This is a genomic window from Mycobacterium sp. RTGN5 (genome assembly GCF_033804465.1).
Classification (GTDB): Bacteria; Actinomycetota; Actinomycetes; order Mycobacteriales; family Mycobacteriaceae; genus Mycobacterium.
In genome coordinates this window covers 574,558-599,992 of sequence record NZ_JAPZLA010000002.1, presented here as the reverse complement: position 1 = coordinate 599,992, position 25,435 = coordinate 574,558, and the positions used below count along the sequence as shown (strand labels likewise).

The 25,435-nt window shown below is 68.0% G+C and carries 28 protein-coding genes; 15 read left to right on the top strand and 13 right to left on the bottom strand.

Features of this window, described 5'->3' with window-relative positions; genetic code table 11:
* The first annotated feature begins 16 nt into the window (after positions 1-16).
* A complete protein-coding gene (locus SLQ31_RS15565) occupies positions 17-1,285 on the top strand; it encodes a competence/damage-inducible protein A (protein WP_319434108.1) in 1,269 nt (422 codons plus the stop codon).
* On the opposite strand, the gene SLQ31_RS15560 is transcribed toward SLQ31_RS15565, so the two are convergent.
* Positions 1,282-1,521, bottom strand: coding sequence for a hypothetical protein (locus SLQ31_RS15560; protein ID WP_319434106.1), 240 nt, complete (start codon positions 1,519-1,521; stop codon positions 1,282-1,284). The two genes, SLQ31_RS15565 and SLQ31_RS15560, sit on opposite strands and share 4 nt — an antisense overlap.
* Before the next feature lie 274 nt (positions 1,522-1,795).
* On the opposite strand from SLQ31_RS15560, the gene SLQ31_RS15555 reads away from it, so the two are divergent.
* Both SLQ31_RS15555 and SLQ31_RS15550 read left to right on the top strand, forming a co-directional pair.
* Complete coding sequence (locus tag SLQ31_RS15555; protein WP_319434104.1) at positions 1,796-2,026, top strand: hypothetical protein; 231 nt, start codon at positions 1,796-1,798, stop codon at positions 2,024-2,026.
* Between the two features lie 56 nt (positions 2,027-2,082).
* Entirely contained in the window at positions 2,083-2,613 is a 531-nt protein-coding gene (locus SLQ31_RS15550) for a hypothetical protein (RefSeq protein WP_319434103.1), read from the top strand.
* A gap of 31 nt (positions 2,614-2,644) precedes the next feature.
* On the opposite strand, the gene SLQ31_RS15545 is transcribed toward SLQ31_RS15550, so the two are convergent.
* Genes SLQ31_RS15545 through SLQ31_RS15535 form a run of 3 tightly spaced genes read right to left on the bottom strand, consistent with a single transcriptional unit; the run spans position 2,645 to position 5,595 of the window.
* On the bottom strand, positions 2,645-3,562 hold the full coding sequence (locus SLQ31_RS15545) for an alpha/beta hydrolase (protein WP_319434101.1): 918 nt from the start codon (positions 3,560-3,562) through the stop codon (positions 2,645-2,647).
* Between the two features lie 58 nt (positions 3,563-3,620).
* Positions 3,621-5,090, bottom strand: a complete 1,470-nt coding sequence (locus SLQ31_RS15540; RefSeq protein ID WP_319434099.1) for an amidase — start codon at positions 5,088-5,090, stop codon at positions 3,621-3,623.
* Between the two features lie 55 nt (positions 5,091-5,145).
* Positions 5,146-5,595 carry a hypothetical protein gene (locus SLQ31_RS15535; RefSeq protein WP_319434097.1) on the bottom strand — a complete coding sequence of 150 codons (450 nt, stop codon included), beginning with the start codon at positions 5,593-5,595 and terminating at the stop codon, positions 5,146-5,148.
* Positions 5,596-5,809: 214 nt separating this feature from the next.
* Here SLQ31_RS15535 and SLQ31_RS15530 point away from each other — a divergent pair, with 214 nt between their 5' ends.
* A complete protein-coding gene (locus SLQ31_RS15530) occupies positions 5,810-6,400 on the top strand; it encodes a hypothetical protein (RefSeq protein WP_319434095.1) in 591 nt (196 codons plus the stop codon).
* A 212-nt stretch (positions 6,401-6,612) separates the two neighbouring features.
* On the opposite strand, the gene SLQ31_RS15525 is transcribed toward SLQ31_RS15530, so the two are convergent.
* Positions 6,613-7,473 carry a helix-turn-helix transcriptional regulator gene (locus tag SLQ31_RS15525; RefSeq protein ID WP_319434093.1) on the bottom strand — a complete coding sequence of 287 codons (861 nt, stop codon included), beginning with the start codon at positions 7,471-7,473 and terminating at the stop codon, positions 6,613-6,615.
* 25 nt (positions 7,474-7,498) lie between these two features.
* Between SLQ31_RS15525 and SLQ31_RS15520 the strand changes: the two genes are divergently transcribed.
* The 4 genes from SLQ31_RS15520 to SLQ31_RS15505 all read left to right on the top strand — a co-directional run bounded on the left by SLQ31_RS15520 (position 7,499) and on the right by SLQ31_RS15505 (position 12,558).
* Complete coding sequence (locus SLQ31_RS15520) at positions 7,499-8,761, top strand: amidohydrolase family protein (protein WP_319434091.1); 1,263 nt, start codon at positions 7,499-7,501, stop codon at positions 8,759-8,761.
* Positions 8,762-8,910: 149 nt separating this feature from the next.
* Positions 8,911-9,405, top strand: a complete 495-nt coding sequence (locus tag SLQ31_RS15515) for a lipoprotein LpqH (RefSeq protein ID WP_319434089.1) — start codon at positions 8,911-8,913, stop codon at positions 9,403-9,405.
* Positions 9,406-9,505: 100 nt separating this feature from the next.
* Positions 9,506-11,176, top strand: coding sequence for a hypothetical protein (locus tag SLQ31_RS15510; RefSeq protein ID WP_319434087.1), 1,671 nt, complete (start codon positions 9,506-9,508; stop codon positions 11,174-11,176).
* Positions 11,173-12,558 carry a CHAT domain-containing protein gene (locus SLQ31_RS15505; protein ID WP_319434085.1) on the top strand — a complete coding sequence of 462 codons (1,386 nt, stop codon included), beginning with the start codon at positions 11,173-11,175 and terminating at the stop codon, positions 12,556-12,558. Before SLQ31_RS15510 ends, SLQ31_RS15505 begins: the two co-directional genes overlap by 4 nt.
* Before the next feature lie 11 nt (positions 12,559-12,569).
* On the opposite strand, the gene SLQ31_RS29500 is transcribed toward SLQ31_RS15505, so the two are convergent.
* Positions 12,570-13,229, bottom strand: coding sequence for a hypothetical protein (locus SLQ31_RS29500; RefSeq protein WP_413642184.1), 660 nt, complete (start codon positions 13,227-13,229; stop codon positions 12,570-12,572).
* A 66-nt stretch (positions 13,230-13,295) separates the two neighbouring features.
* Here SLQ31_RS29500 and SLQ31_RS15495 point away from each other — a divergent pair, with 66 nt between their 5' ends.
* Together SLQ31_RS15495 and SLQ31_RS15490 are read left to right on the top strand one after the other, a co-directional pair.
* Positions 13,296-14,615 (top strand): hypothetical protein, encoded by a 1,320-nt coding sequence (locus SLQ31_RS15495; protein WP_319434083.1) that lies wholly within the window; start codon positions 13,296-13,298, stop codon positions 14,613-14,615.
* The gene (locus SLQ31_RS15490; RefSeq protein ID WP_319434081.1) at positions 14,612-15,742 is read left to right on the top strand and encodes a hypothetical protein; all 1,131 of its coding nucleotides are present in this window, start codon (positions 14,612-14,614) and stop codon (positions 15,740-15,742) included. Before SLQ31_RS15495 ends, SLQ31_RS15490 begins: the two co-directional genes overlap by 4 nt.
* Before the next feature lie 4 nt (positions 15,743-15,746).
* Here SLQ31_RS15490 and speB read toward each other — a convergent pair whose 3' ends face one another.
* Positions 15,747-16,793: an agmatinase gene (speB, locus tag SLQ31_RS15485; RefSeq protein WP_413642182.1), complete on the bottom strand. Its 1,047-nt coding sequence runs from the start codon at positions 16,791-16,793 to the stop codon at positions 15,747-15,749.
* A gap of 93 nt (positions 16,794-16,886) precedes the next feature.
* On the opposite strand from speB, the gene SLQ31_RS15480 reads away from it, so the two are divergent.
* Positions 16,887-17,264, top strand: coding sequence for a nuclear transport factor 2 family protein (locus SLQ31_RS15480; RefSeq protein ID WP_319434079.1), 378 nt, complete (start codon positions 16,887-16,889; stop codon positions 17,262-17,264).
* A 3-nt stretch (positions 17,265-17,267) separates the two neighbouring features.
* On the opposite strand, the gene SLQ31_RS15475 is transcribed toward SLQ31_RS15480, so the two are convergent.
* From SLQ31_RS15475 to yaaA, 3 genes are all read right to left on the bottom strand, one after another.
* On the bottom strand, positions 17,268-18,392 hold the full coding sequence (locus tag SLQ31_RS15475; RefSeq protein WP_319434077.1) for a GGDEF domain-containing protein: 1,125 nt from the start codon (positions 18,390-18,392) through the stop codon (positions 17,268-17,270).
* A gap of 150 nt (positions 18,393-18,542) precedes the next feature.
* Positions 18,543-19,151 (bottom strand): class I SAM-dependent methyltransferase, encoded by a 609-nt coding sequence (locus SLQ31_RS15470; protein WP_319434676.1) that lies wholly within the window; start codon positions 19,149-19,151, stop codon positions 18,543-18,545.
* An 11-nt stretch (positions 19,152-19,162) separates the two neighbouring features.
* Entirely contained in the window at positions 19,163-19,909 is a 747-nt protein-coding gene (gene yaaA / locus SLQ31_RS15465) for a peroxide stress protein YaaA (protein ID WP_319434075.1), read from the bottom strand.
* Between the two features lie 118 nt (positions 19,910-20,027).
* On the opposite strand from yaaA, the gene SLQ31_RS15460 reads away from it, so the two are divergent.
* Positions 20,028-21,290, top strand: coding sequence for a diguanylate cyclase domain-containing protein (locus SLQ31_RS15460; protein ID WP_319434073.1), 1,263 nt, complete (start codon positions 20,028-20,030; stop codon positions 21,288-21,290).
* Between the two features lie 29 nt (positions 21,291-21,319).
* Complete coding sequence (locus SLQ31_RS15455) at positions 21,320-21,952, top strand: nitroreductase family protein (protein ID WP_319434674.1); 633 nt, start codon at positions 21,320-21,322, stop codon at positions 21,950-21,952.
* Here SLQ31_RS15455 and SLQ31_RS15450 read toward each other — a convergent pair.
* Genes SLQ31_RS15450 through SLQ31_RS15440 form a run of 3 tightly spaced genes read right to left on the bottom strand, consistent with a single transcriptional unit; the run spans position 21,943 to position 24,285 of the window.
* Positions 21,943-23,079, bottom strand: a complete 1,137-nt coding sequence (locus SLQ31_RS15450; RefSeq protein WP_319434071.1) for an alkaline phosphatase family protein — start codon at positions 23,077-23,079, stop codon at positions 21,943-21,945. The genes SLQ31_RS15455 and SLQ31_RS15450 overlap by 10 nt on opposite strands.
* A gap of 25 nt (positions 23,080-23,104) precedes the next feature.
* Positions 23,105-23,884: a molybdate ABC transporter substrate-binding protein gene (gene modA / locus SLQ31_RS15445; protein ID WP_319434070.1), complete on the bottom strand. Its 780-nt coding sequence runs from the start codon at positions 23,882-23,884 to the stop codon at positions 23,105-23,107.
* Positions 23,881-24,285 carry a TOBE domain-containing protein gene (locus SLQ31_RS15440; protein WP_413642306.1) on the bottom strand — a complete coding sequence of 135 codons (405 nt, stop codon included), beginning with the start codon at positions 24,283-24,285 and terminating at the stop codon, positions 23,881-23,883. Before SLQ31_RS15440 ends, modA begins: the two co-directional genes overlap by 4 nt.
* 125 nt (positions 24,286-24,410) lie before the next feature.
* Between SLQ31_RS15440 and SLQ31_RS15435 the strand changes: the two genes are divergently transcribed.
* Both SLQ31_RS15435 and SLQ31_RS15430 read left to right on the top strand, forming a co-directional pair.
* Positions 24,411-25,190 carry a CDP-diacylglycerol diphosphatase gene (locus tag SLQ31_RS15435; protein WP_319434670.1) on the top strand — a complete coding sequence of 260 codons (780 nt, stop codon included), beginning with the start codon at positions 24,411-24,413 and terminating at the stop codon, positions 25,188-25,190.
* 100 nt (positions 25,191-25,290) lie between these two features.
* A complete protein-coding gene (locus SLQ31_RS15430; protein ID WP_319434068.1) occupies positions 25,291-25,431 on the top strand; it encodes a hypothetical protein in 141 nt (46 codons plus the stop codon).
* The last annotated feature ends 4 nt before the right edge of the window (positions 25,432-25,435 follow it).

Below are 25,435 nucleotides of genomic sequence, written 5' to 3'. Positions count from 1 at the left end.
CGTAATCTCGCTCGGTATGAGTGTGCGCGCGGGAATCGTCATCACCGGCACCGAAGTTCTCACCGGACGCATCGCGGACCGCAACGGCCCCTGGGTCGCCGACCGGCTGTTGGAGTTGGGTGTCGAATTGGCACACATCACCATTTGCGGTGACCGTGCAGCCGACATCGAGGCCCAGCTGCGGTTCCTGGCCGGCGAGGGCGTCGACCTGATCGTCACGACCGGGGGACTGGGACCCACTGCCGACGATATGACCGTCGAGATGGTGGCCCGCTTCTGCGGTCGCGACCTGACACTCGACACCGATCTGGAAGCCAAGATCGCCGCCATCCTGAAGAATCTGATGGCCCGGTTCACCGGTGTCGACTTCGACGCCGTGCTCGCGGCCAACCGCAAGCAGGCCATGGTTCCGGTCGACGCTCACATCCTCGACCCGGTCGGGACCGCGCCCGGCGTCGTGGTCCCCGGCACGCCGACCGTGCTGGTCCTACCGGGACCGCCGCGTGAACTTCAGGCGATGTGGCCGGCGGCCATCGCCGACGACGCCGTCCAGCAGGCGATCGCCGGACGGACCGTCTATCGCCAGGACACTGTGCGGATGTTCGGCCTCGCCGAGTCCGGGCTGGCCGAAACGTTGCGCGTGGCCGAGAGCATCCCGGGCTTCACCGAATTGGAGGTCACCACCTGCCTACGCCGCGGCGAAGTGGAAATGGTCACCCGCTACGAGCCGCACAGCGCCGCGGTCTATCAGCAGCTGATGGATCTGGTGCGGGCTCGGCACGGGGAAATGGTGTTCTCCGAAGATGGTTCGCTGATCGACGACCAGGTCGCCCGACTGCTGGCGGGCAGGCGCATCGCGACGGCGGAATCATGCACCGCCGGCCTGCTGGCGGCTCGCCTCACCGATCAGCCGGGATCGTCGGCATATGTCGCGGGCGCGGTCGTGGCCTACGCGAACGAGGCGAAGGTGGACGTTCTCGGCGTCGATCCGGCCCTGATCGACGCCAATGGCGCGGTGTCACAGGAGGTCGCCGAGGCCATGGCTGCGGGGGCGTTGCGCCGATTCGGCGCCGACACCGCGGTTGCGATCACTGGCATCGCCGGACCCGGCGGCGGAACCGAGGACAAACCGGTGGGGACCGTGTGGTTTTGCGTGATGCTGGCCGACGGCACCACGGTGACCCGGCCGGTGCGGCTGCCGGGGGAGCGCGCCGACATCCGCGAGCGATCCACCACGGTGGCCATGCACCTGCTGCGGCGCACCCTTCTCGGACTGACGAGTTAGGCCGGGCAGACTTCGGCTTCGCCCTCGACCAGCTCCGGATTGCACAGCGCGAACATCCGCGCCCCGAGGTCGGCCAGTTCGACGATGATCTCGGCCCGGCCCAGTCCGGCGTCGAGGGCTTCGCTCAGCACCGTGACGATATCGGCGCCGTCGGCATGCACTGCGGTGGATTGGGACAACCGCGCGGTGCGGATCATCCGCCAGGCGTAACTGCGCTCGGCGAGGGTGTCATTCATGGCTAGACCTTTCAGTGTCGGTCAGTGGCAGTCAGCGTCGATCAGTGGCATTCAGTTGCATTCAGTGGCCCCGGTTACGCCAATCAGCTTCTCCCGCGCCACTACCCGGCCAACAGGGACTTCTGGCCCTCGCCTATGGGGGCATTAGGCATTACCGACGGGCCAAGGAGCCGAAACGGTGGCGAACAAACCATCCGAATTAGCTGTTCGGATTCATGACCTGTCGTAGCGTGAGAAAGTCCCATTCCGCGCGACCCAAATTGGGGGAGCTTCAATGCGAAAATTCGTCATGGGTATTGCCGCCGCGAGCATGATCGTCGGCTCACTCTCCGGTGCGGTCACCGCTAATGCGGCCTCTACCAACAATGCAACGCCATCTGGTCCGAGCAATTCGCCCATTATCTCCGCGCTCGATTGCCAGGGCGGCACGGGCAACATGGGTTGCGGATCAGGCTTTTTCTGGCGCGACGGATGGCGTGGCTTCGGCTGCTACCCGTGCGGATAGAGCGTTCCGACGAATTGACCCGCCAGTAAACAACTTTCCCGAATGGAAGATTCGCTATGAACTCTCGTCGTCTCGGCGGTTTGACCACCGCAGCGCTGCTTTCGGCCGGTATGTCACTTGGCGCAGGCCTGGCTGCAGCCGATCCCGGTGACTACACCGTTTTGCTCATCGACCCCAACGTGGTGACCGATTCGCTGGCCTACACCGCGGCCCCGCCGGTCCTCAATCCCGGCGGCCAGCCCGGTGCCACGACGGTCTACACCCATCGCGACGGACGCACGATCACCGACACGGTCTGGGTGCTGGGCGATCCAGGAGCCGCCGCGGGTGCCATCAGTTCGGCCCAGGCCGCCACACCGGTCACCAATTCGAAGACCGTCGCGGTTCCGGTGGGACAGAACGGACAGCTGATCACCGGGCAGTCACCGGATGGCACGCGGTCGCTCAGTGTTCTGTATTTCACCGAGGGCAATGCGGCCTCGGCCCTTGAATTCTCCGGCCCTGTCGGGGATCCGGTGCCAAATGATTTGGTCACCGAGTTCGGCCAGAAGCAGGACGGGCTGATCAAGAGCCAGCTGGGCGCATAGACCCACTAGCCGGCGAACCGAATTCGCCGCACTAGGTTGTGGATTCGGCGCGATCCCAGAGCTCGAGCATGGTGCGCAGGATGTCCTCGGCGCGGCCAAGACCCGCGAGGTGGCTCTCGCCGGTCAGCGTGTGGAGTTCGGCGTCGGGCAGCCTGGCGACCACGTGCTGGCCGTGCGCGAACGGCACGATGTGGTCGCGGTCGCCGTGCCACCACTGAATAGGCACCTTGACCTCGTCGAGCCGGAACCCCCAGTCCCGGGCGAACACCACGACATCGGCGAACGGCGCCGCCATCTGCTTGCGACTGCCGTTGAGCAGGTCGTCGAGGAACATCGCCTTGAATTCCGGGCGGACCAGCATTTTGCGGTCGCCTTCGGGGGAGATCCCGGCGTAGATGTAGAGGGCAGGCTCGGCCACCGGCTTGATCAACCGGATCAGACTGACGGCCGCCAACCGCAGCGGCGCTCCGGCGAGCTCGATGAGCGGAGCAGCGGCCGTGCCCACCTTCATCAACCCGCCGCTGATGGCGTCCGGACCGACGGTCGGCGCCACCCCGCCGAGCACTGCGGCGGCCACGATGCGGTCAGGCATCGCAGTCGCGCAACCCAGCGTGTACGGGCCGCCGCCGGATAGGCCGACAACCGCCATCTTGTCGACGCCGAGGATGTCGGCAATGATCGCCAAGTCACTGGCGAAGGCCAGGACGTTCTCGTATTGGAATGGGGTCGACGACCCGATCCCCGGCCGGTCGATCCCGATCAGCCGAATGTGGTTCTGTTCGGCGAACACCCTGGCTTCCATCGGAATCTGGCGCCTGGCCCCCGGGGTGCCGTGTAGCCAGAAAATGGCCCGCCCCTGAGCGCTGCCGAATTCGGCGAAGCCGATCTGACGGTCCTCACCGACCGCGACATTGCCTTCCAGCTTCGGACGCGCAATAGAGACAACCATGGCCACAGTGTGTCACGCGGTCGACGGCCACTGCGCGGTTCATCCAAAGGCACAACCGTCAGGACAGGGGCGCGCCGAGCCATCCCGGCGGTCGTCGCTGTGCCCACGGAATGGCCTGTTCGAGTTGGCTGGCCAGCTGAAGCAGGACCGTCTCGTCGGGTGCCAGCAACTGAACCCCGATCGGCAAGCCGTCCTCGGTGACCGCCAGAGGCAGGGAGATGGCCGCCCAGCCGGTTACGTTGCCCATCGTGGTCCAGCCGGTGTGGGCGAACTCGACGTCGAAGAACGCCCGGGTGGTGCCGCGGGGTTGATCCAGAACGCCATAGGCCGGGGGCGGCGCCAGCAGCGTCGGAACCAGCAGCACGTCGTGGGCCGCCATGCCTGCGACGAACTGACGGGTCTGGGCATGGATGGTGTCGATGGCGCCGGCATAGTCGACGCCCGACGTGCTGAAGCCTTCCCGCATCATCACCCAGCTGCTGGGCTCGAATTCGTCCTCGCGCGGCGCACGACCCAGGTGCGACGTGGCGTAGTTGTACAGCTGCACATTGCTGACGTTGTGCAGTACCGCGATCGCGTTGGCGACGGCATCGGTGTCGAAACCGGGCGCTCCCGGCTCGACGTGATGGCCGATCAATTCCAGTGCGCGCCCGGCAGTTTCGACCGCGGCCACCACCCGTGGATCGGTCTGCGGGGCGGGGAAGGGGGACTGGGTTGCGATCAGGATCCGCTGCGGTGGCGGCGGTTGACCCACGGCGCTCAAGAATGACTGGGCCGGTAACGCAGCGTTGTACGGATCGCCTGGGGCGCCGCCGGTCACCGCATCCAGCAGGGCGGCGCTGTCGCGGACCGTGCGCGTCAGCGCATGTTCGACAGCCAGACCCTCCAGCAGGTGCCCGGACGGCGCGAACGAGGTGCGCGCCCGCCGCGGCTTGAGCCCGACCAGACCACAGCAGGCCGCGGGCACCCGGATCGACCCGGTCCCGTCGCCACCGGAGGCCGCAGGCACGACGCCGGCGGCCACCGCAGCAGCCGACCCGCCGCTCGAACCGCCCGGCGTGATGTCCGGCGACCACGGATTGGCGGTGCGGCCGAACAACGCCGGCTCGGTGGTGCAGTGGTTGCCCCATTCGGGGGTGTTGGTCTTGCCGAACACCACCAGGCCGGCGGCCAGATAACGATCGACGATCCAGGCCGTCTGGGTCGCCACGTGGTTGCGCAGCGCTCGCGAACCCATTGCCTCCCGCGCGCCGGCCAACGATGCGCCAAGATCCTTGAGCAGGAACGGAACTCCGGCTACCGGGCCGGCCGCACCGGCGCGCAGAGTTCCGGACTGATCGAGGGCGGCGGCCTGATCTCGCCCGCGTTCGAAGAGGTCGGTAATGACGGCGTTGAGCCCGCGGGCGGCCTCGGTCCGGGTGATCGCCGCGTCGAGAAGCTCGACGGCCGACAGTTCCCCGGAAGCGACCAGCGCCGCCTGCCCGATGGCGTCGAGATCGGCGAGTTCGGCGGCGTGTTTGGCATCCATTGCCACGGAATCCTCGCCGCCGGGAGCCCCGGCGGCAAGCCGGGGCGCGAGATCGTCAGTTACCGCCGGGTGAAACCAGTTGGGTGGCTTCGTTCTGCTGGGCGGCGGCCTGCGCTGCGGCGGCATCCTTCGCGGCCTGCTCGTCCTCGGCGGCCTTCTCGGTCTGGCCCTCGGGGCTGGCCAACGAGTTGCCGGCCTTGCCCGCCTTCGCGAGCTTGGCATCGCAGTTCAGGTACAGCAGCACGGTGTCGGTGACGGGGGAGAAGTTGTCGCCCTTGAGCCAGGGCGCCTTCTGCGAGTGCGTCACCACGCAGTCGCTCTGGCTGACTCCGTCGCCGACAGAGGTGGCGATGACGGACTTTTGCCCGGCGCTGCTGATCGCCGAAGAGGCGTCCGCGTACGACTTTCCGGCGTAATCATCGGCCAGCGCCACCGCGGATCCAAGGGTGAGAGACATCGCACCAAGGGCGACGGTTCCGAATCCGATTCGAATGAAGTTCGTCATAAAAGTGACCTCCAGCGCAGGCACCAACATGGCGCGTCACAGTCGCCGGGACGCGAAACCTGAGAATAGGGCCACATTCTGGCAACAAGCTGGCGGATAGCTGGTTGCATCCTGGTAGCCGCCGGACGCCGGGCTCCCGTCTCTTTGCCTGTCAGAATCCCGTACGTCACTTCGCCGATATCGTCTGGTCGGCCCACGCGAGTTGACTGGGCGCATGTCTGAATCCACGACCGAGTCCGAAACAGTCTCCGCCGCTTCGCCCGTCGAGGTCGCCGAGGAACCGCGGATGAACATCGTCATCCGCCACGTTCTCGAGCGCCAGATCGCCGCCGGTCAGGCGCTCGGCAGCCAATTGATCGACGCTGCAACCGATGTCACCACCGCGATCGTCCACGCACCGGCAACGTTCGCGGGTGCCATCCAAGCCGGCGAAACCATCTCGTCGGCGTGGGAGCGCACCGGCGCAGGCGTGCAGGATGTGCTCGGCGAGGCTGGCGGCCGGCTACGGGCAGCCGTCACCAACTACATCGGCCATCAGGCCACGCTCCCGGTCGCGGTCCTCGGATACGCGGGCGAGGTCGCGGGTTCGCTGGCCTCCGCCCAGGGCACCGTGGCAGGTTCGGCCCTCGACAGCGCGTTCGCGGTGGCGACGGCCGCCGCACAGGGTGACAATGTCCGCGAGGTGTTCGACCGTAATGTCGAAGGACTGCGCGCCACTGCGGTCGCTGCGCGCGGTGACGTCGGCGAGTCGGCCAAGCGGGCCGGCCAGGAGATCCGCGGGGCTGTGGGCGGCGAGGATTCTTGACAGACAACGAACTTCAGGTGACAAGCGGCACATCGGGGCGTGTGGCGCGGCGGCACCTGCCGGCCGGCTGGCACAGTGGAGTCGTGACACAAACACGGCGATCACGATCGGCCCCTTGGCGACACCCGTTGTCGCTGGGGTTCGAAGCGCACCGCGGGTTGTTGTTGTTGCGCCTGCGCTGGCACGAACGCTCGGACCGGAGCGCGGTCAACTCACACGCCAGTGCTGGTGACGCGTCGTCGGTATGACGACGGGGTCTCTCCGCAGAACTGGCTGAAGGCCCGGGTGAACGAGCCCATGCTGTCGAAGCCGACAGCGGTGGCGGTCTGCTGCACACTCTGAGTGGGCGCGGCCAACAGCGCCATCGCCCGCAGCATCCTGGCATGTAAAAGATAAGTGCGCCAGGATATCTGGGCTTCGTTCTGGAATTGCCTACGCAGTGTGCGTTCGGAGACTGCCACCGCCCGGCAGACCTCTTGCAGGCTGACCGACTGCAGGTGCTCTTTGGTGTAGGCCATCGCCGCCGCGACCACCGGGTCGTCCGAACTCGGAAGACTCAGTGGCGCTTCATGATCCAGCGCCTCGACCACCAGATTGGCCAGCGTGCGGAAAAACGAGTCGGAGGTGTCGTCACCGTCGGCCCGGGAGATCGGCCAGCGCAGCGCGTACAGCATCATCTCCCGGATCAGCGGAGACACCGCCAGGATCCGGGCCCGGTCGCCGGCGCCTGGGATGAGCTCCGGGTCGAACATCACCGCCAGCGTCTTGACGGACGGATTCATGGTCGCCTGGTGTTCCAGGCCGGCCGGAATCCAGGCCGCCTGCTGGGGCGGCAGCAGGTAATGGGCCGACGCCGTCTCGACCTCGACCACCCCGCCGATCGCGTACTCGATTTGGTGCACGTCGTGAAAATGCCAGCCGGTGACCAGCAGCTCACCTTCGTAGAGATAACTGCCGGCCAGGACGCGTCCGCCGCGGCGCAGCTCGACCTGGCCGATGTTGGCCGGTCGAGCGCCCAGCGCGATGTTGGCCGATTGGGCCAAGTCTCTGGCCGAATGTGCGGAGACGGTCACGATTATCGAGGGTACAACTTAAGCCATGAACGTCGACGACCTGATCCTGGTGAGCATCGATGACCACGTGGTCGAGCCCCCGGACATGTTCCTCAACCACCTCCCCGCCAAGTACAAGGCCGAGGCGCCGATCGTCGTCACCGACGACAAGGGCGTCGACCAGTGGATGTACCAGGGCCGCCCGCAGGGCGTCAGCGGCCTGAACGCCGTGGTGTCCTGGCCGCCCGAGGAGTGGGGCCGGGACCCGGCCGGTTTCGCTGAGATGCGCCCCGGCGTCTACGACGTGCACGAGCGGGTCCGGGACATGAACCGCAACGGCATCCTGGCCTCGATGTGCTTCCCCACGTTCACCGGCTTCTCCGCGCGGCACCTCAACATGACGCGCGAGGACGTCACCCTGGTGATGGTGTCGGCCTACAACGACTGGCACATCGACGAATGGGCGGGTTCCTACCCGGACCGCTTCATCCCGATCGCGATCCTGCCGACGTGGACGCCCGAGGGGATGTGCGCCGAGATCCGCCGGGTCGCGGCCAAGGGCTGCCGTGCGGTCACCATGCCTGAGCTGCCCCACCTGGAGGGCCTGCCGAGTTACCACGACGACGAGTACTGGGGTCCGGTGTTCCGGACGCTGTCCGAGGAGAACGTGGTGATGTGTCTGCACATCGGCACCGGGTTCGGGGCGATCAGCATGGCCCCCAATGCGCCGATCGACAACCTGATCATCCTGGCCACCCAGATCTCGGCGATGTGCGCGCAGGATCTGTTGTGGGGTCCCGCGATGCGCAACTACCCGGACTTGAAGTTCGCCTTCTCCGAGGGCGGCATCGGCTGGATCCCGTTCTACCTGGATCGCTCGGACCGGCACTACTCCAACCAGAAATGGCTGCGCCGCGACTTCGGCGACAAGCTACCCAGCGACGTGTTCCGTGAGCATTCGCTGGCCTGCTACGTCACCGACAAGACGTCCCTGAAACTGCGCCACGAAATCGGGATCGACATCATCGCCTGGGAGTGCGACTACCCGCACTCGGACTGCTTCTGGCCCGACGCCCCGGAGCAGGTGCTGGCCGAGTTGGACGCCGCGGGTGCCTCGGATTCCGATATCAACAAGATCACCTGGGAGAACTCGTCCCGGTTCTTCGGCTGGGATCCGTTCGCCCGTACCGCAAAGAAGGACGCCACGGTGGCCGCGCTGCGCGCGAAGGCCACCGACGTCGACGTGTCCATCCGCTCCCGCAAGGAATGGGCGCAGCGCTACGCGGACAAGCAGCTCGCCAAAGCCTGATTTCGGCGCGCAAACCGCCGCTGGGCGAACGAAAGCGCGCCGAAATCGACGACTCCGCGCGAAAAGTTTGGGATCGGTAGCCACGGCCACCGCCTGTACTTGGCTCGTGACGGTGCCACCAAGGCGCCGCGCGAACGAAGGGAACACAGGTGAAGCGAATTCTCGCGGTCGGTGTCGGCGTTCTCGGCTGCAGCATGGTGCTGATGGCCTGCTCCGACAACAACAGCAGCAGCAAGGGCACCAGCTCGGCGACGGGTTCGGCCCCCAGCGTCGCCGTCGCCTCCGGCGGGAAGACCTCGGTGAAGGTCGAGGGAAACGACCTACAGGGCCTGGACCTCAACAGCGTGACGTGCGTGAAGCAGGGCGGGACGATCAATATCGCCAGCGGGGCGGTGGGTGGTCAGCAGGGGCTCGGTGTGGTCATGACCGACGGTCAACCACCGAAGCTGCAGTCCCTGGGGATGGTCGTCGATGGCAACGCACTCGCGGTGAGCGACAACATGGGCATGAAGACCGGTTCTGCTGACGTGAAGGTCGACGGCAGCACCTACACGATCACCGGTGAAGCCGCCGGCGCCGACATGAAGAACCCCATGGCCGGCATGATCAGCAAGAAGTTCGAAATCACCGTCACCTGCAAGTGAGGTGATCAGCATCCCGGGCAAGGGACGGCGGACGTGCCGAGCACGTCCGCCGTCTCGGCGTTATCTCCATCCTCTGCGTCAGCCGACTTATGATCCAGCCGTGTCCATTACCGGTGAGCTGCAGCGGGCGCGCCAGCTCGCACTCGCCGCAAAGGAAGAGGCGGCCAAGGAGCTCCTGCTATCGCTGATGCCGGAGATCGAACGCGAAGATCGTGACGACCTGGCGCTCGAGGCCTTCGCCCAGCTCGGCGAAATCTACCTCACCAGAACGGCATACGACGGCACCCGCGAGTGCCTCCAACGGATGACCGATTGCCTGGCCCAGTACGCCGAGGTCGACCAAATGGTTGCCCGCTACACCCTGCGGGCCCGCTTCCTGCGCACCGGCCTGGCCGCGGCCGCTGGGGAACACGAAGAGGCCGCACGGGAACTCACGGCCCTGCGCGACGACGACGCCGCCCACCGGTTCGGCGACCTGGAAGCCGAACAGCGCCACCTGTCGACCCTGGCGGGCGTGCTGTGCGCGACGGCGCTGTGTGACGACGATCTGCACGTTCCGGCAGCGGAGTTGTGGCAGAACATCATTCCGATCGTCGACGAACTGACCGATGGCACCGATGAGGCCGACCAGTTACTGGTCGCCGCCGGTATCGCGTACGGCCGGTTCTGTGTCGAGACCGGCCGGCTGGCCGAGGGGGACCAGTGGCTGCATCGGGCGGGCGCCCGGGCGCAACGCCGGGACTGGGGACTGTATTGGGCGCGAGCCGAACTCGAGACGGCCGCGGCCACCTGGATGCGGGGCGACCACGAGTCCACCGAGCGACTGGTCGGGTCCGCCTATCCGGTGATCGCCGAGCACTCCCGCGCCAACGACGTCGCCCGGTGCTGGTTGTACTTCGGGCTCACCCGGTTGGGAGTCGGCTGGCTGGCCGAAGCCGACGAATCCTGGGGGCACGCCGAAACGCAATGGCGAGAACTGGGCCGCCCGCTTTACATCCACCGCATCTTGATGCAGCGCAGCTGGATCTCGGTGTTCCGCGGCCGCTTCTCCGACGCGGTCGAACAGGTGGCCGAGGCCCGCACATTCCTGGACAGCTGGCCCCGATCGAGTTGGTTGCAATATGCCCGCCTCGACGACCACCTCGGCTCGATCTGGCGCGCCGACGCCCTGGCCGACCTGAACTTCGACGGCATCGGCGATCCGTCGGACAGCTGGCAGCAGATCCAGGAACGCCAGGTGACCTCGCTGGGGGTCACACGATTCGACAGCGGGAGCGAACGCCACCGCAGCGCCCTGGCCAAGCTGGAGAAGGCCGCCGAACTCAAGATTCCCGCGGCCCTGGCGGTCGACTCCGTGCGCTACGCGATGACCGACGCCGACGCGCGCTGGCGATGGGCCTCGCAGGTTTCAGCGCGCATGCTGGCCGGCGCCTTCTCGGTGGCATGGGAGTGGGAGAACGACGCCCTTCTCAGCGAACTCATCGAATATCACTGCGCGCGAGGTACTTTCGCCAACGAGCCGCATGGCGAAGCCGGCGGATGGGACGCCCCTGCGACGGTGACCGTTCCCGTCGAAACCCTGGCCGAGGAGGCACTGGCTGCCGGCGGGCTCTCCGTCGACGCGCTGACACTCACGACGCTGGGTCCGCTTCCTGCCCTGCAGATGGATCCCGGCGGCACACCCATCCTGGCGCGCTACCGGATGCTGGCGCAGAACCGTTACGGCCAGGCCATCACGTCCGGCGGCCCCGTCTGGTCGACGTGGCCATGAGCACCGACTCAACCGCATTCGTGCTGCGCTTCGCCGATCTCGGGGTGGCGACGTATGCCAGCCTGCGCATCGTCGGCCAGCCCGATCGCACGGTCACCTGGGTGGTGCACGAGCCAATCCTGCTGGCCGCGCTCGAGGAACTCCAAGGAGCGCTGCCCGACCCAGACGGCGACGAAAGCCTCACCGAAGCGCTCGACCGGGCCCTGACCCGCGGACCGTTCGCCACCGCGGACGGCGAACTGACGCTCGCCTACATCCTGGGTGTGCTGCTGATATCGGCGCCAGCGTGGGAACTGATCGCCGAAGCGGAGGGCAGGAGCGAAGCGACCCGGGAAATGGACTGTGTTGCCGATCCGCGGCCGGTGCTGTTCATCTCACCGAGTGCGCGACTGGCGCGCATCCCGTGGGGTCTGCTCGCGCTCCCGCTGACCGGCCCCAGTCCCGAGGAACTGGTCGCTGCCCGCAAGTCGGCGATCACCTTCAAAGGGACCAACGCCGCGCGCATCCCGTGGCAGCTCGTCGACATCGCCAGCGTCACCGAGGGTTATCGCCTTATGGAGATGGTCGACGTCGTGATGGCGGTGCCACCCAACATCGTCCACGCACCGCGTACACCAGCGGGCTGGCGTGAAAGGAACACCGCTCCAGCACTTCTCGTGCTCGACCCGCGGGTTCCGGGTCAGCGACCGGATTCACCTCTCGGCTCAGTCTTGGGCCGGCCGTCGAGTGAGAGCACGCTGTCCCGCCATTTCGACGAGCTCCGCACACACCGTCCGGTGCTGCCTGAGGTCGGCGCCGCCGTGGACTTGTTCCGCCGCAGCGATGCCGACCGGAGCTGGCTGGCCGCGCTTCTTGAGCGCGCCCCGAGCCGATTGTTGTTCGTCGGACACGCCAGCGCCGCCGACCGTGCGCACGGCTACGCCGACCGCGCCGCCCTGCATCTGGCGTGCACGTCCGCGGCGGATGGCGCCGCCGAACCGGTGGGGGACCACCGCCCGCTGCTGGCCTCGGATCTGATGGCCGCACAGCTGCCGGTGCCGCCCCGGGTGGCTCTGCTCGCGTGCGGCTCCGGCGGCGATTATCAGTTCGACGAGGCGACCGGACTGGTCGCCGCGATGGTGCTCTGCGGGAGCGAACTGGTGACCGCAACGCTGTGGTCACTGCCGACGACCGCCGGCTACCGCCGGTTTACCGCCCGCACCGAGGATCCGATGGCACAGGTTGTCATCGCCGTCGACGACGCGCACGAGGCCGACGACGCCGTGTTGAGCCTGAACCGCTGGCAGCGCGAGCAGATGCGCCGCTGGCGCGACGGCGATACCACCGCGAGCCCGTTGTACTGGGCCGCGGTGGTCACGTTCGCGGTCGGGGGTGCCCGGTGACCATGAGCGGCTCAGGCCGGGGGCAGGCACACCGCGATCGCGGACTCATCTTCTGGCAGGTAGTAGGCGTCGATGATGCTGCCGGGGGAGACCTTGGTCAGCGCGGCCTCGGGCACGAGCGTGGTTTCGCGGGCCGGGAACTGGCCCCCGCCCGGGCGGGCGACCATGAGGTCCAGTTCAACCTCGCGGTAGTCGGCGCGCGCACGGCCGGTGGGCCGCATCCCGGTCACCACACCGCACGAGCGGGTACCGAACCGGATCACATCCAGCTGATCACCGGTGAGCACCCCCTGGCGCAGCAGCGTGCGGTCGACAGCGGCCCGCATTGCCACGGCGTCATCGGCCAGCGAGAGCTCTTTGCGGCTGGCCGGGTCGAACGACACCAGCACGATCACCCCGGGACGCAGCGCCGACACCACCGGATCATCGTGACCGTGGCACAGCCGTCCGGTGAAGCGCTGGCCGGCAACACTTTCCACCTCGATGACGATGACAGGATCGTCGGCCTCGGCCACCATTTGGACGGTGCCCACGCCGATCGATCGGGGGCAGCGCGCCCGGCGGGGACGGGGCGCTCGCGGCGGCTGGCCGGCGAGGCCGGCTGCGACGATGATCGAGGCGAGGGCGATGGCGGAGACGACGGCGATGGCGCCCAGCAGTGCATCAGACATAGTGGGCAGCGTGCCTACCGTCACCGGCTACCGAACCCAACTTCGCGGTGCCTCTATCCTGACCGGATGAGCGCCAGCTCGGACACGGTCACCGCCGTCGGCACGTCGCAGCCGCGGCGGGCGGTGATCGACCGTGCCTGGCGGGCGATCGGGCCCGGCGTGGAGATCCTCAGCGGCGACGACGGCGGCCCGCTACGCCGCACGGTGAAACGGATCCTGGACCCGCTGGTCCTGCGGCTGCGCAGCAATCCCGCGTACTCCGCCCCGTTCGTCGACACCGATGTGGCCGCCCAGATGGCCGAGGAGATCGGCGGCCAGGCCGACCGATTGCGTTCGACAGCGGCGTGGTTTGACTTGATGAAGGCCGAACGGCGTCGGCTGCGCATCACCGCCGGTAATGCCCAGGACCTTTATTTCCCTGTCTGTTTCGAGCTCGCGGTTACCAACGGCGCGCCCGGTGACGGTGGCGTTCAGACGGCGTCGGCGACGCTGCGCGCCGTGCACGACGACCGCGACCGCACCGGTGTCGAGGTGCTCAACGAGCTCGTGGCCTCACCGCAGGTGCTCGCCGTGCTGTCCGCGCAATTGCAGCGCAGCTGGGCCGATGTGCACGCCGACGGCAGCATCACCGGACCTTTCCTGGCCGGTTTGACCACGGTGCTGGGCCCCGCCGAGGGCCATCGCGCGACCGTTGCGCGCCAACGGGTGTGGTCGGCACTGATCGCCGACGCGACCCCGCACAATCTGGGCAGCCAGGCACGGACGCACCCGTCGGCACTGCCGTGGTCGATCCGCGAACTCGGGCTGACGTCGGCATTGCCGCTGTGCCCGCCGCCGCTGTCCGGGGGATCGGATCGTGACCGACCGCTGGACCGCAGCGTGGTGGACCGGGTCCGCGCGACGCTGCGGCGAGCGCTGGATCGCGACGAGCTTCCGGACGTACCGCTGCTGTGCGCCGAAGAGGTCGACCGTGCCTGCGCCCCTTGGGGTTTCCTCGGCGAAGACAAGCAGGCCGCACTGGTGGCCGGTATCGAGGTCGCCGGCCAGCTGGCCCCGCTCGACGAACGTGCCGTGAGCCGGTATCAGCTGGCGGCGACGATTCAGGCCAGGCTGCGCAAGGAGGCCTACGTGCTGCACGCGCGCCGCGCCTTGGCCGATGCCGCGCCGCTTCATCCGCGCCAGCGTCAGGTGGTCGACGATCTGGCCAGTTTCGCCCGGCCGTACCTGAGTCGGCTGTGGGCGCGACTGCACGGCCGCGACGTCTGGCAGGAACCCTGTGACGACGTCGACGAGTTGCGCACCCTGCTGGAGGGTGTCGCCCGTTCAGTCAGCCTCGATCATCGCCAACGGATCAAGTCCATGCTGGAAGTCCAGGTGATGCAATGAGATTGGTCGCCGAATCCGGACTGTGGCGCATCGGTCCCGCGGTTGCCCCGGTGCCGTTGGTGGCGGTAGTGGAGGTCGACGGCGCGGTGCTGGCGTGGACCGTCGACGAAACCCAGACGCAGGCCCAGATCACCCTGACCGACGCCGACCGCGCCGACTGGCTGTGGCGGGTACTGGGCGAGTCCGGCCACCGTGCGGTAGCCGCCGCCGCGGCACGCACGCCGGAACAGGCTGCCGGAGTGGATCTTTCGGATGTCAACGTGGACCACGGCGCATTGGACGGGCTGCGCCGGCTCGCCATCGGGCACTGGCTGCGACGGTGGTGGCCGGCCAGCATCCGGGACGGCATCGCCGGTCTGGACGCGACGCTGCTCGATGCCGAGATTGCACTGGCGACCGGGGGTGCCGAGGAGTTCGTGGGGGAGGACGCCCTCGACGCCGATATCGGCGCGCTGTTGGCCCCGCACGCGGCCGTGCTGACCCTGCATCTGCAGCTGGGTGAGCCGCGGGTGGTGGACCTGGTGGTCCGCTGCGTGGCGTTGGCCCAGGACGTCGGCGTCGACGCCCCGGGCTGGTCCGAATTGGCCGACGCGGTCGAGGGGTTGGCGGCATCACCGGCGCCGGCCGCCGCGCACCGCGACGATTACGCGCTGGCCGCCGGCACCGACACCGGGCCTGCGCCTGCCGGGTTGATCGCCAGAGGTGTCTCGTCGATGGCCTGGTCCGCGGTTCCCGGCGGCGTGTTCGATGCCGCGGAGGACACCGTCAGCTGGGCGGTCACCGCCGACGGCGATCGAGCCAAAGCCGTGCTGCACGTCGCCGTAGTGGGCCCCGGATCACCGGATGGAATCCCGATCGCACTGCGCTGCAACGGGTTTACCGCTTCCGGCGCGCTCGACGCATCGGGGCGGGCCAGCGTCGAACTCGTCGATGCGACGGGACAGCCGGCGGCCATCGCCAATGCGTGGGATCAGGACTGGTCGGCGACCACCGTCGTTGTGGGGGCCGAGACCACCGAGGCCGCCGAAGCCCGCGAGCGGGTCCGTCTATTCGCCCGCAACCGGCTGGCCGAACCGGGACCCGACGCCTACCTGGCCGAGATCCTGGCCGCCGAATCCGACTACTGAGCCCCTACGTGGCCAACGGCGACGGTGGCCCCGGTTTGGCGCCCGCCGCGTCGCGGCGACGCGCCGCCATCCCGGCCAGTGCCTCGAAGACCACCCGGTGCGCGGCGTTGACCGTCAGCTCGGCGTGGTCGTAGGCCGGGGCGACCTCGACGACGTCGACACCGACGACGTCGTGCTCATGGCACAGCTGCCGGACCATGCGCAGCAGGTCGGCGCTGGTGATTCCGCCGGGCTCGGGCGTGCCGGTACCGGGGGCGTGGGCAGGATCGAGAACGTCGATATCGACTGACACGTAAAGCTTGTCGGCCTTGGCAAGGGCTTCGCCGACCGCTCGCTTCATCACTTCTTTGAAGCCCAGCTCCCAGATCTCCTGCATGGTGTGCCAGACCATGCCCTGTTCCTGCATCCACTCGAACGTGTCCTGCGGCGGCCAGTAGCCGCGCAGTCCGACCTGGACGAAATGCGTCCCCGGCACGGCCCCCGACTCGATCAGCCGGCGCATCGGCGTGCCGTGGCTGGCCAGGTTCCCGTCGATGATGTCGGCGGTGTCGGCATGAGCGTCGAAATGCACGATCCCGACATTGCCGTAGCCATGCACATCGGCGACCGCGGTGGCCGACGGCCAGGTGATCGAGTGGTCGCCGCCGAGGACGACCGGGACGATGCCACGCGAGGCGATGGTGTGCACCCGCTCCTTGATATTCGCGTGCGACACCTCGGTGGAGCCGTGCGGGCAATGGGCGTCGCCGAAGTCGACGACCTCCAACCAGTCGAAGATCTCCAGCCCGAGATCCATGTGATAGGTCCCGGGTTCGTAGGCGGTGGACCGGATTGCCCGCGGGCCGAACCGGGCGCCGGGCCGGTTGGTGGTGGCGATGTCGAACGGCGCCCCGACGATCGCCACATCCGGCTTCCAGCTGTCCAGCTGCTCGGCCTCGGTCAGGAAGGGACGCTGCCCGAACGAGACCATTCCGGAATACGGCAGATCCAGCTGTTCGGCCATACCGGGTGGGAGTTCACGCTCGGGTTTGTGGTCATGGCCGTGGCTCATTGGCCAGACACTACCGCCGCGATCGGGCCGACGTGGGCCAGCTTCGCGTGCTTGGCGTTAGCCTCGACAGCAGGGTGTGGGACAGGAGCGGACATGACCGAGGTTGGTGACCGGGCGGAGATCGCGCGCGCCTTCGCACAGCACCGATTCGACGAGGCCCTGCCGCATCTGGCCCGTGACGTCCAGTGGACGATCGTCGGCTTCTCGGTGCTTCAGGGTGCCGACGCGGTCACCGCGACGTGCCGCGAGACGGCGGGCGGCCTGGCCGCAACGGTCGCGACCTGGGACCGGTGCCTGACCGTCGAGCAGGACGACACCGTCGTCGTGGAGGTACTCGGCCGATACCAACGGCCCGACGGCATCACCATCGTGTCCAGTTGCCACATCTGCCAATTCGCCGGCACCGAGATCGCCTCGATCACGTCCTACGGCGTGGAGATCGACCCCGAATCACCTGCCGCGCCCGGCTGACGCTCACAACAGCGGGGTGTCGTATCCGTCGGTCTCGTCGTCGGAGATGCTCAGACTCGGCCGCACCACGTAGCGGGCCTGATTGCCACCGGCCCGGCGCGCTTCGTACATCGCTGTGGTGGCCAGCGCCACGATCTCGTCGAGGATCTCGTTGGGTGGATGCTCGACGAGCGGACGCAGCGGCGTGCTGACCACTCCGATGCTGGCCGTCATCCCGGCCGGCGTCGCCGCGATCGCACCGCGGATGCGCTCGATCAACGGTGACGAGTCGGGAGTGGTGAAACAGTCCGCGACAAAGAATTCCGCGTCGCCGACGTGGCCAACGATCGCATCGCGGCGGACCGTCTCGCGCAGCGCCTGCCCGGCCGCGATCCGCGCCCGGTTGCCACCACGATTGCCGGCGACGGAGACCATGGCCGCGAAGCTGTCGATGTTGACGACGCCGATCACCAGGTAGCGATCGTCGTCGCGGTTACGGGAGGCCAGCAGCGTCGCGGTCTGCAGATAGAAGGCGTCGCGGTTCAACAGCCCGGTGAGCGGTTCGAGGGCGTCGGCGTCGTCCTCCGTTCCGGTCAGCCAGACCACCAGCCGGCACGAGAACGCGGCGAAAACGTACACCAGCAGCATCAACGCGACACCGGCTAGGGCGAGCGGGAGATCCACTCTGACCATCCGCGCGCCGAGGTAGATCAGGGTGGCGACGGCGATGGTCAGGACGGTGGCCAGCAGCCGCGGGCCGTGAAAGAGAGCGGTGTAGCCGATGACCAACGCGAACGACGTCGAACCGAGCAGTCCGTACATCGGGATGACCGGGGCGATCGTCCCGATCGGGATGGCGATCGCCGCGATGGCGACCAGCACGCCCGATTCGGTCCGGGTCGGCCAGCGATGCCGCAGCCAGATGAACGTCGACACAAAGCAAAGGATGGCGACCGCGACCAGCAGGATCCGGGTGTTCGGCCACTGCAGGCTGGCCGAACTGCCGATCGTCCCCAGCGTCACCAGGCCCAGGGTGAAGACGCACCCGGCGATCACCCGGGAGGTGTAGGTCTGCGCGCCTCGGGAGGCCAGCAACGCAGTGAGGGTGTAGTACTGATTCGCGGGACGGCCCGAGAACGCCGATCGCATCAAGCAATCCCTCCCTGATCGCACCGATAGAGCAGACTCGGCAGCAAAGAATTCGTAGTGAAGCTACTGGCGCCGGATAACGAGCTTACCGACCACTTTCTGCACTGGCCACCCCCGGTTTTCTCAGTTTTTCCGCCCGCGACAGTTCCGTCAGCGTGGCGAACGGCGCAACCGGTGCACCGATACGGCGTAATCGCCGCCGTCGAACGGCTTGCGGTCCCACGTCGCCCAGCGCACCACCGGTAGCAGGCCGGCCTCCTCGGCCGCCTGGTCGTACCGCTGCAGCGACAGGCGATCGGGGCGCACGGAAAACCCGGCAACCAGCAGTCCACCCGGTGTCAGCCGCCCCGCCAGCCCGGCGAGCACCCGTGCCTCAGTGCCCGGTTCCAGGAAGATCATCACGTTGCCGGCCAGCACAACGAGGTTGACGCGGTCGACTCCCGCCGCCGTCAGGTCGGCGAGATCCGCCTCGACCCAACGCAACTCGGGTGCCTTGGCCCGCGCCGCGGCCAGCATCCCGGCGTCGGCGTCGACGCCGACCACGGAGACGCCGCGGTTGGCGAGTTCGATGGCTACCCGGCCGGTGCCGCAGCCCGCATCGAGGACCGTCTTGCCACCCGATTCACGCAGCAGGCTTTCGACCAGATCCGCCTCACCGTGGATGTTCTGGCCGGCCTCGGCCAGCGATTTCCATCGGGCGTCGTAGTCGTCGCCGCGCGGTGCTGTCGACTTCTGCCAGCGGGTGTTCACGCCCACCATCCTGACACCGGTCACGCGGCGACGATGACGGTGAGTTCGTTGCCGCTTCGTTCGACCTGCATGCCGGCCCGGCGCGCCACGGTGGCGACGGCGGCTGCGTCGCCGGGTTCGGACCGGCTCGACGCGAGCACCCGGGCGAGTCGCCCCTTGTGGGCCTTGTTGAAGTGCGTGACGACGGTGCGGCGGCCGTCGGGATGCTCGGCGAGGACGTCGACGCGGACCGCATCGGGCAGTTTGCCCAGCCCGGCGTAGGACCCCGAGCGCAGATCGACGACCAGCTCGCTGGCGGCCAGCTCGGCGAGCACCGGCTCCAGGACGGGACGCCACCGGGATGCCAGGGTCGCACTTCCTGGGAGCTTCGACGAGGCCGACAGCCGGTAAGCCGGAATCTGGTCGTCGGCTCGAAGCAGCCCGAACAGGGCAGAGCCGACGGCCAGCCGAGCATGCGCGCGGGCAGCGGCGGCGCCCCGGAGCGACTCCACGTCCAGGGCGTCATAGAGCACGCCGGTGTAGCGGTGGATCGCCGGCAGCGTCGGCGAGCCCAGTAAGGCGGCATTGCGTTCGATCTCGGCATCCTGCGCGGGGGAGATACCCAACGCGCGACGGCACGCGGCGGGATCGGCGGCCAGCGCGACGAGCTCGTCGACCAGGTCCCGGCGTAGCGGGTCGAGGGCAGGACTGCCGAGTTCACCGAACCGCAGCGGGGGTCCGTCGCCGCCAGTGCGCTTGGTCTCCGACGGCGGAAGCAGAACGATCACGACCCAGACCGTAGCGGGACATGCGCCGATCTCGGCAACCAAGCGGCACGGTAAGTTGGACAGCCAGTGTTTGACGCATCCAGGCACTCCCGCACAGCGCAGCAACCCGAGGGATGTCGTGGCGCCTGACGAACCGATCGACACTGCCGAAGAGTTTCGCCGACTCCGCCTGCTCTTCGACAGCCTCCCGGCGATGATCGGCTATTGGGACCTGGAGTTGCGCAACGTTTTTGCCAACCACGCGTACTTCGACTACGTCGGCCTCACGCCCCAGGAAATTCGCGGCAAACATATGCACGACATCGTCGGCGACGCCGTGTTCGAGCGAATTCAACCGCATGTCACGGGCGCCCTCAACGGCGAGCCGCAGCTATTCGAATCCACCTTGATGGACACTCGTCGGACACGACGGAACTTCCAGGCCTCCTATATCCCCGACGTCGTCGACGGCGAGGTGCGGGGCTTCATCGTCCAGGCCATCGACGTGACGGCACGCGTCGCGGCCGAGCGGGCCCGCGACGAGGCGCTACGGCTCTTCCAACTCAGGATGGCCAACGCGCCGTTCGGCGAGGCAGTCCTGACCACCAGCGGCCGAGCGTTGATGTTGAATCCCGCACTGTGCCAACTCGTCGGTTGCACCGCCGAACAACTCGCCGCCTTCACCTACCGCGATTTCGTCCATCCCGACGAGTTGGACGCGGCGGTCGAGGAACACCGGGCGCTCGTCGCGGGCGAAGTCACACAAATCTCGGCTGAGCATCGCTACGTCCGCCCCGACGGGACCACGATCTGGGTGCAACGCAACGCGGTCCTCGCACCCGGGCATGAATACGGCGTCGAGGACGTGATCATTGCCCAATTCCAGGATGTGACGGCCCGCCGGGTGGCCGAAGCCGAGCTCGCCCGGCTGGTCGCGACCGATCGGCTCACCGGATTGCACAACCGGCACGCCCTGGTCACCCGGGTCGAGCGGTATCGGGCGAGCGAGCCGGCCGCCCCGCTCGGGCTGATCTTCATGGACCTCGACGGCTTCAAACAGGTCAACGACCTGCACGGGCACGCGGCCGGCGACGACGTCCTCGTCGAAGTCGCCCGACGGATGAGTCACGCTGTACCAGAACCGAATTCGGTGTACCGCCTCGGCGGTGACGAGTTCGTTGTTCTCGTCCTCGACGCAGCTGGCATCGCCGACGTCGCCGACCTGGCCTCGACTGTCGGTTCGGCCATGACTGGTGACTACGCCGTCAACGCCAACAAATTCCACGTCACCGCATCCATGGGATGGACCTGGGGCCAGACCGACGATGCCGAGGAACTGATCCGCAAGGCCGACATTGACATGTATCGGCACAAGGCCCGGCTTCGCGAGTCTGCGTGGTGAACGCCACCAGCAGCGATATCTGGGACGTGATGTCGACCGCCAGAACCATCAGGCGGTTCACCTCCGAGCCTGTCGACGACGCGACGCTGAGCCGCTGCCTGCAAGCCGCCACGTGGGCGCCCTCGGGGGCGAACGCGCAGGGCTGGCGGTTCGTGGTGCTGCGCTCGCCCGAGCAGCGCGCGGTCGTCGCCGAAGCGGCGGCGCGTGCGCTGGCAGTCATCGAGCCGGTGTACGGGATGAGCAGGCCCGCACCCGATGACACCGACAGGCAAGCCCGCAACAATCGTGCCACCTATGAATTGCATGATCGCGCAGGCGAATTCACCTCAGTGCTGTTCGCCCAGCAGCACTATCCGACCGCCTCGGAGCTGCTGCTCGGCGGCTCCATTTTCCCGGCGATGCAGAACTTCCTGCTCGCCGCCCGGGCACAGGGCCTCGGGGCATGCCCAACCGCGTGGGCTTCGTACGGGGGAGCCGACCTGCTGCGCGACGCCGTCGGGGTGCCCGACGGCTGGCTGATCGCCGGCCACGTTGTCGTCGGCTGGCCACGGGGCAGGCACGGGCCGCTGCGCCGCCGCCCGCTGTCGACGGCGGTCAACCTCGACCGCTGGGATACACCCGCCGACGATCTGCTGACCGCGAAGGACGCCGCTCAGCCGTAGGCCAGCAGCAGCGGCACGAGCTGTTCGGCGCTGGTCAACGACCCGTGCTGGCCGACCAACGCGGACTCCATGGGCTCCACCGTGCGGCGTACCAACGCGGCCCGGCCTTTGGCGGCGGCCACGACGTCACCGATGCGCGGCCGTATCCGGTCATCGACGGCGCCGCCGAACCAGCCGGCGGCGATCGCCTCGTCCCGGGATACCACCCAGGCATGGTCTGCCAGCGACTCCCGCCACGCCGCGAGAACGTCGGCGGCGGCGCCGTTGCGTACGTAGACGTGACGGGCGCGCGCCTCGCCCCCGATATCGGCCACGCCGTCGAGCAGTGCTGCGGCACTGTCGAGGTCGACGGTGGCGGCGCCGTCGACGGCCACCATGCCGTGATCGGCCACCACAGCGAGCAGGCCGCCGGGCGGCAAACCGTCGACGACGGACTCCACCAGTCGATCCACCTGCCGCAGCTCCAACCGCCAGGCCGGCGAGCCCGGTCCATACAGGTGGCCCAGCAGGTCGAGGTCACCGTGGTAGCCGTAGCAGAAGCCGCCGCCGGCGACCGCGGCCTCGACTTCGGCCGCCAGGTCACCCAACCCGAGTACGCCGGCGTAGCGTCCGCCACGGAGCACCGCCCTGGTCAGCCCCGAGCCGGCGAATTCGGCGCCCGAGACCACACTGACCGCGACGCCCGCCGACGCCGCACGCTCGAAAGTGGTTGACAGCGGCTGGATTTCCTCCGGTACCGCCGTGTCTCGCAGATCCTCGCCCCACGGGTGCGGACGCCAGCGCAGCGCGTTGATGACGCCGACGTCGGGCAGGCGAAAGGATAGGCCGACCATGCCGTGGCCACCCGACGTCCGGCCGGTGCCCACCGCGGCGAGCCCGGCTGCGGTCGTGGACGGGAACCCCACATGCAGGGTCCGGCCGCGCAGGCCGGCCAGCACCGGGGCGTCCTCGGCATGGGCGTCGAGCAGCTCGGCACCGAGGCCGTCGATCAGCAGGACGCAGGCCCCGGCCGCGGGCTCAGGTAGGGGGATGCGGGGCTCGAATCCGGCAACCCCCATCGCCGCCAGGACCGACGGCACCACGTCAGCCAGGTGCGGAGTGTCGGTCTCAGGGCGCGGCAGGTCCACGGCTTCGAGCCTGCCACAAGACCTGTCAGGGCTTGCCGAAACCGGCTTTCGTCAGGATCGTCTGGCCCGCCGGACCGGTCACCAGATCGACGAATTTGCTTGCCAAACTTGAGTTTCCGGCTTGCTTGAGCGTGGCGATCGGGTAGGTGTTGACCGCGCCGGCCGCCTCGGGGAACGACACCGCGGTGACCTTGTTGCTGGCGCCCGCGGCATCGGTGATATAGACCAGACCGGCGTCGGCCTGACCGCTGGTCACCTTGTTCAGCACGTCGGTGACCGAAGATTCCTCACTCACCGGAGTCAGCTTCACCCCGGTCTTGGTCTCGACGGTCTGGGTGGCCGATCCGCACGGCACCTGCGGTGCGCACACCACGACGTTGAGGCCCGGCTTGGCCAGATCGCTAAATGCGGTGATGCCCTTGGGATTTCCGGGCGCGACGGCGATCGTGAGAGTGTTGGACGCGAAGTTCACCGGCGAGCCCGCCAACAGACCCGCCTTGGCCGCCTTGTCCATGTTCTTGGTGTCGGCGGAGGCGAAGACGTCGGCGTGGGCGCCCTGGGTCAGCTGGGTCACCAGATCCGAGGAGCCTGCGAACGAGAACTCCACCGAGGCACCAGGATTGTCCTTGCTGAACTGATCGCCGATCGCGGTGAAGGTCTGTTTCAACGACGCGGCGGCGAACACCATGATCTTCTGCTGGCCTTGTGACGGCGTCGACGACGACGGTTGCGACGAGGAACCACAGCCTGCGCTCGCAGCGATGAGGAGACCGGCGGCCAGTACCGGCATCAACCTGCTGATCATGATTCTCCTGACGTTTCGACGATCACCGTGGTGGCCTTGACGACGGCCACCGCGACGCTCCCCGGTTCGAGGTGCAGTTCCCGCACCGCCTCGGTGCTCATCAGCGAGACGACGGTGAACGGACCGCATTGCATCTCCACCTGGGCCATCACGGTGTCGGTCACGACCCTGGTGACCAGCCCGGCGAACCGGTTGCGCGCCGAGCTAGCAACGGACAGTGGGTCTTTGGGAGCCGCTGCGGCGTTCTTGCTGGAGTAGGCGGCGAGCGCGGCCCCGTCGACGGTCTTACGACCGGATTGGTCACTGCCGGTAGGGAGGTCGCCGTCCTCGATCCACCGCCGGATCGTGTCGTCGCTGACGCCGAGCAACTCGGCGGCTTCCCGGACCCGCAGCATCGGCACGGCCGAATCGTAGCCGATCGGATCCGCACCTGCGGCCAATACCCCCGCGTAGATCCGCAGATGCGGTTTTGGGGCGCCAGCGAGCTGGGAGCGCACCTCGGTCGTAGGGTGTGGCCGTGCGACACATGCGCGGCAGCGCACCGCTGGCAGCGGCACTGGCTCTGTGTGTGTTCGGCTCGGCCACCGCCCACGCCGACCCGAATGCTCTGTGGACGATCGTCCACGACAAGTGCGTTGTCGACGAACAGCAGCAGCACGACCCGGCGCCGTGTTCCCGGGTCGATATCAGCGGTGGCGAAGAGCGCGGGTCCGCGGTGCTCAAAGATCTGGTGGGCGAGCGGCAATATCTGCTGATCCCCACCGCCCGCATCGCCGGGATCGAGAGCCCCGAGCTGCTGGACCCCGGAACGACGAACTACTTCGTCGCGGCCTGGCAGGCTCGGTCGTTCGTCGAGCAGAAGGCCGGCGGAACCATCGCGCGGGACTGGATGAGCCTGGCGGTCAACTCGGCAGTGGCGCGCACCCAGAACCAGTTGCACATCCACATCGACTGCCTGCGTGCCGACGTCCACGACGCGCTGCGTGCGGCGGCCGGCGCCATCGGGCCGGCGTGGGCGCCGCTTCCGGTCCCGCTGGTCGGCCACACCTATTGGGCGATGACGGTTGGCGGCACCGATCTGGACGCCGACCCGTTCGTTCTGCTCGCCGACGGTCTCGAGGGTGCGCGTGCCGACATGGGATCGCACACGCTGGTAGTGGTCGGCGCCACCGACCCCGCAGGCCGCCCCGGCTTCGTCATCCTGGCCGACCGGGCCGACGCGGACAACGGCGCCGGCGGCGAGGAGCTGCAGGACCACGATTCCTGCCCACCGCCGCTGCCGGCGACGCCGACCACCGCCAAATAGCGGCGGCCACCTCAAATCATCACGAGCGCATTGCTGGTCAGGCCCGCGCGCAATCGCCAACATCGGCGACGTACATGCGCACACGAGCGGGGAGATAACCGTGGCCGAATCCAGAGAGCCCGGCGGGGGAGACACCAGCCAGGACCGTTTCAGCATTGGCGTCGATTGGTGGGCAACCATCGTGGCGGGCGTTTTCGTCGTCCTCGCCGTCGCAGGTGTCCTTCCCAAGATTCCGTGGTGATCGC

Bases quoted from the DNA above. Each gene is read 5' to 3' on its own strand.
- SLQ31_RS15550 (WP_319434103.1), top strand. From the start codon at position 2,083: ATGAACTCTCGTCGTCTCGGCGGTTTGACCACCGCAGCGCTGCTTTCG.
- SLQ31_RS15530 (WP_319434095.1), top strand. From the start codon at position 5,810: ATGTCTGAATCCACGACCGAGTCCGAAACAGTCTCCGCCGCTTCGCCC.
- SLQ31_RS15560 (WP_319434106.1), bottom strand. From the start codon at position 1,521: ATGAATGACACCCTCGCCGAGCGCAGTTACGCCTGGCGGATGATCCGC.
- SLQ31_RS15435 (WP_319434670.1), top strand. From the start codon at position 24,411: ATGCGCGGCAGCGCACCGCTGGCAGCGGCACTGGCTCTGTGTGTGTTC.
- SLQ31_RS15555 (WP_319434104.1), top strand. From the start codon at position 1,796: ATGCGAAAATTCGTCATGGGTATTGCCGCCGCGAGCATGATCGTCGGC.
- modA (WP_319434070.1), bottom strand. From the start codon at position 23,884: ATGATCAGCAGGTTGATGCCGGTACTGGCCGCCGGTCTCCTCATCGCT.
- SLQ31_RS15470 (WP_319434676.1), bottom strand. From the start codon at position 19,151: ATGGTGGGCGTGAACACCCGCTGGCAGAAGTCGACAGCACCGCGCGGC.
- SLQ31_RS15490 (WP_319434081.1), top strand. From the start codon at position 14,612: ATGAGATTGGTCGCCGAATCCGGACTGTGGCGCATCGGTCCCGCGGTT.
- SLQ31_RS15545 (WP_319434101.1), bottom strand. From the start codon at position 3,562: ATGGTTGTCTCTATTGCGCGTCCGAAGCTGGAAGGCAATGTCGCGGTC.
- SLQ31_RS15480 (WP_319434079.1), top strand. From the start codon at position 16,887: ATGACCGAGGTTGGTGACCGGGCGGAGATCGCGCGCGCCTTCGCACAG.
- speB (WP_413642182.1), bottom strand. From the start codon at position 16,793: ATGAGCCACGGCCATGACCACAAACCCGAGCGTGAACTCCCACCCGGT.
- SLQ31_RS15540 (WP_319434099.1), bottom strand. From the start codon at position 5,090: ATGGATGCCAAACACGCCGCCGAACTCGCCGATCTCGACGCCATCGGG.
- SLQ31_RS15505 (WP_319434085.1), top strand. From the start codon at position 11,173: ATGAGCACCGACTCAACCGCATTCGTGCTGCGCTTCGCCGATCTCGGG.
- SLQ31_RS15535 (WP_319434097.1), bottom strand. From the start codon at position 5,595: ATGACGAACTTCATTCGAATCGGATTCGGAACCGTCGCCCTTGGTGCG.
- SLQ31_RS15495 (WP_319434083.1), top strand. From the start codon at position 13,296: ATGAGCGCCAGCTCGGACACGGTCACCGCCGTCGGCACGTCGCAGCCG.
- SLQ31_RS15475 (WP_319434077.1), bottom strand. From the start codon at position 18,392: ATGCGATCGGCGTTCTCGGGCCGTCCCGCGAATCAGTACTACACCCTC.
- SLQ31_RS29500 (WP_413642184.1), bottom strand. From the start codon at position 13,229: ATGTCTGATGCACTGCTGGGCGCCATCGCCGTCGTCTCCGCCATCGCC.
- SLQ31_RS15520 (WP_319434091.1), top strand. From the start codon at position 7,499: ATGAACGTCGACGACCTGATCCTGGTGAGCATCGATGACCACGTGGTC.
- SLQ31_RS15565 (WP_319434108.1), top strand. From the start codon at position 17: ATGAGTGTGCGCGCGGGAATCGTCATCACCGGCACCGAAGTTCTCACC.
- SLQ31_RS15455 (WP_319434674.1), top strand. From the start codon at position 21,320: ATGTCGACCGCCAGAACCATCAGGCGGTTCACCTCCGAGCCTGTCGAC.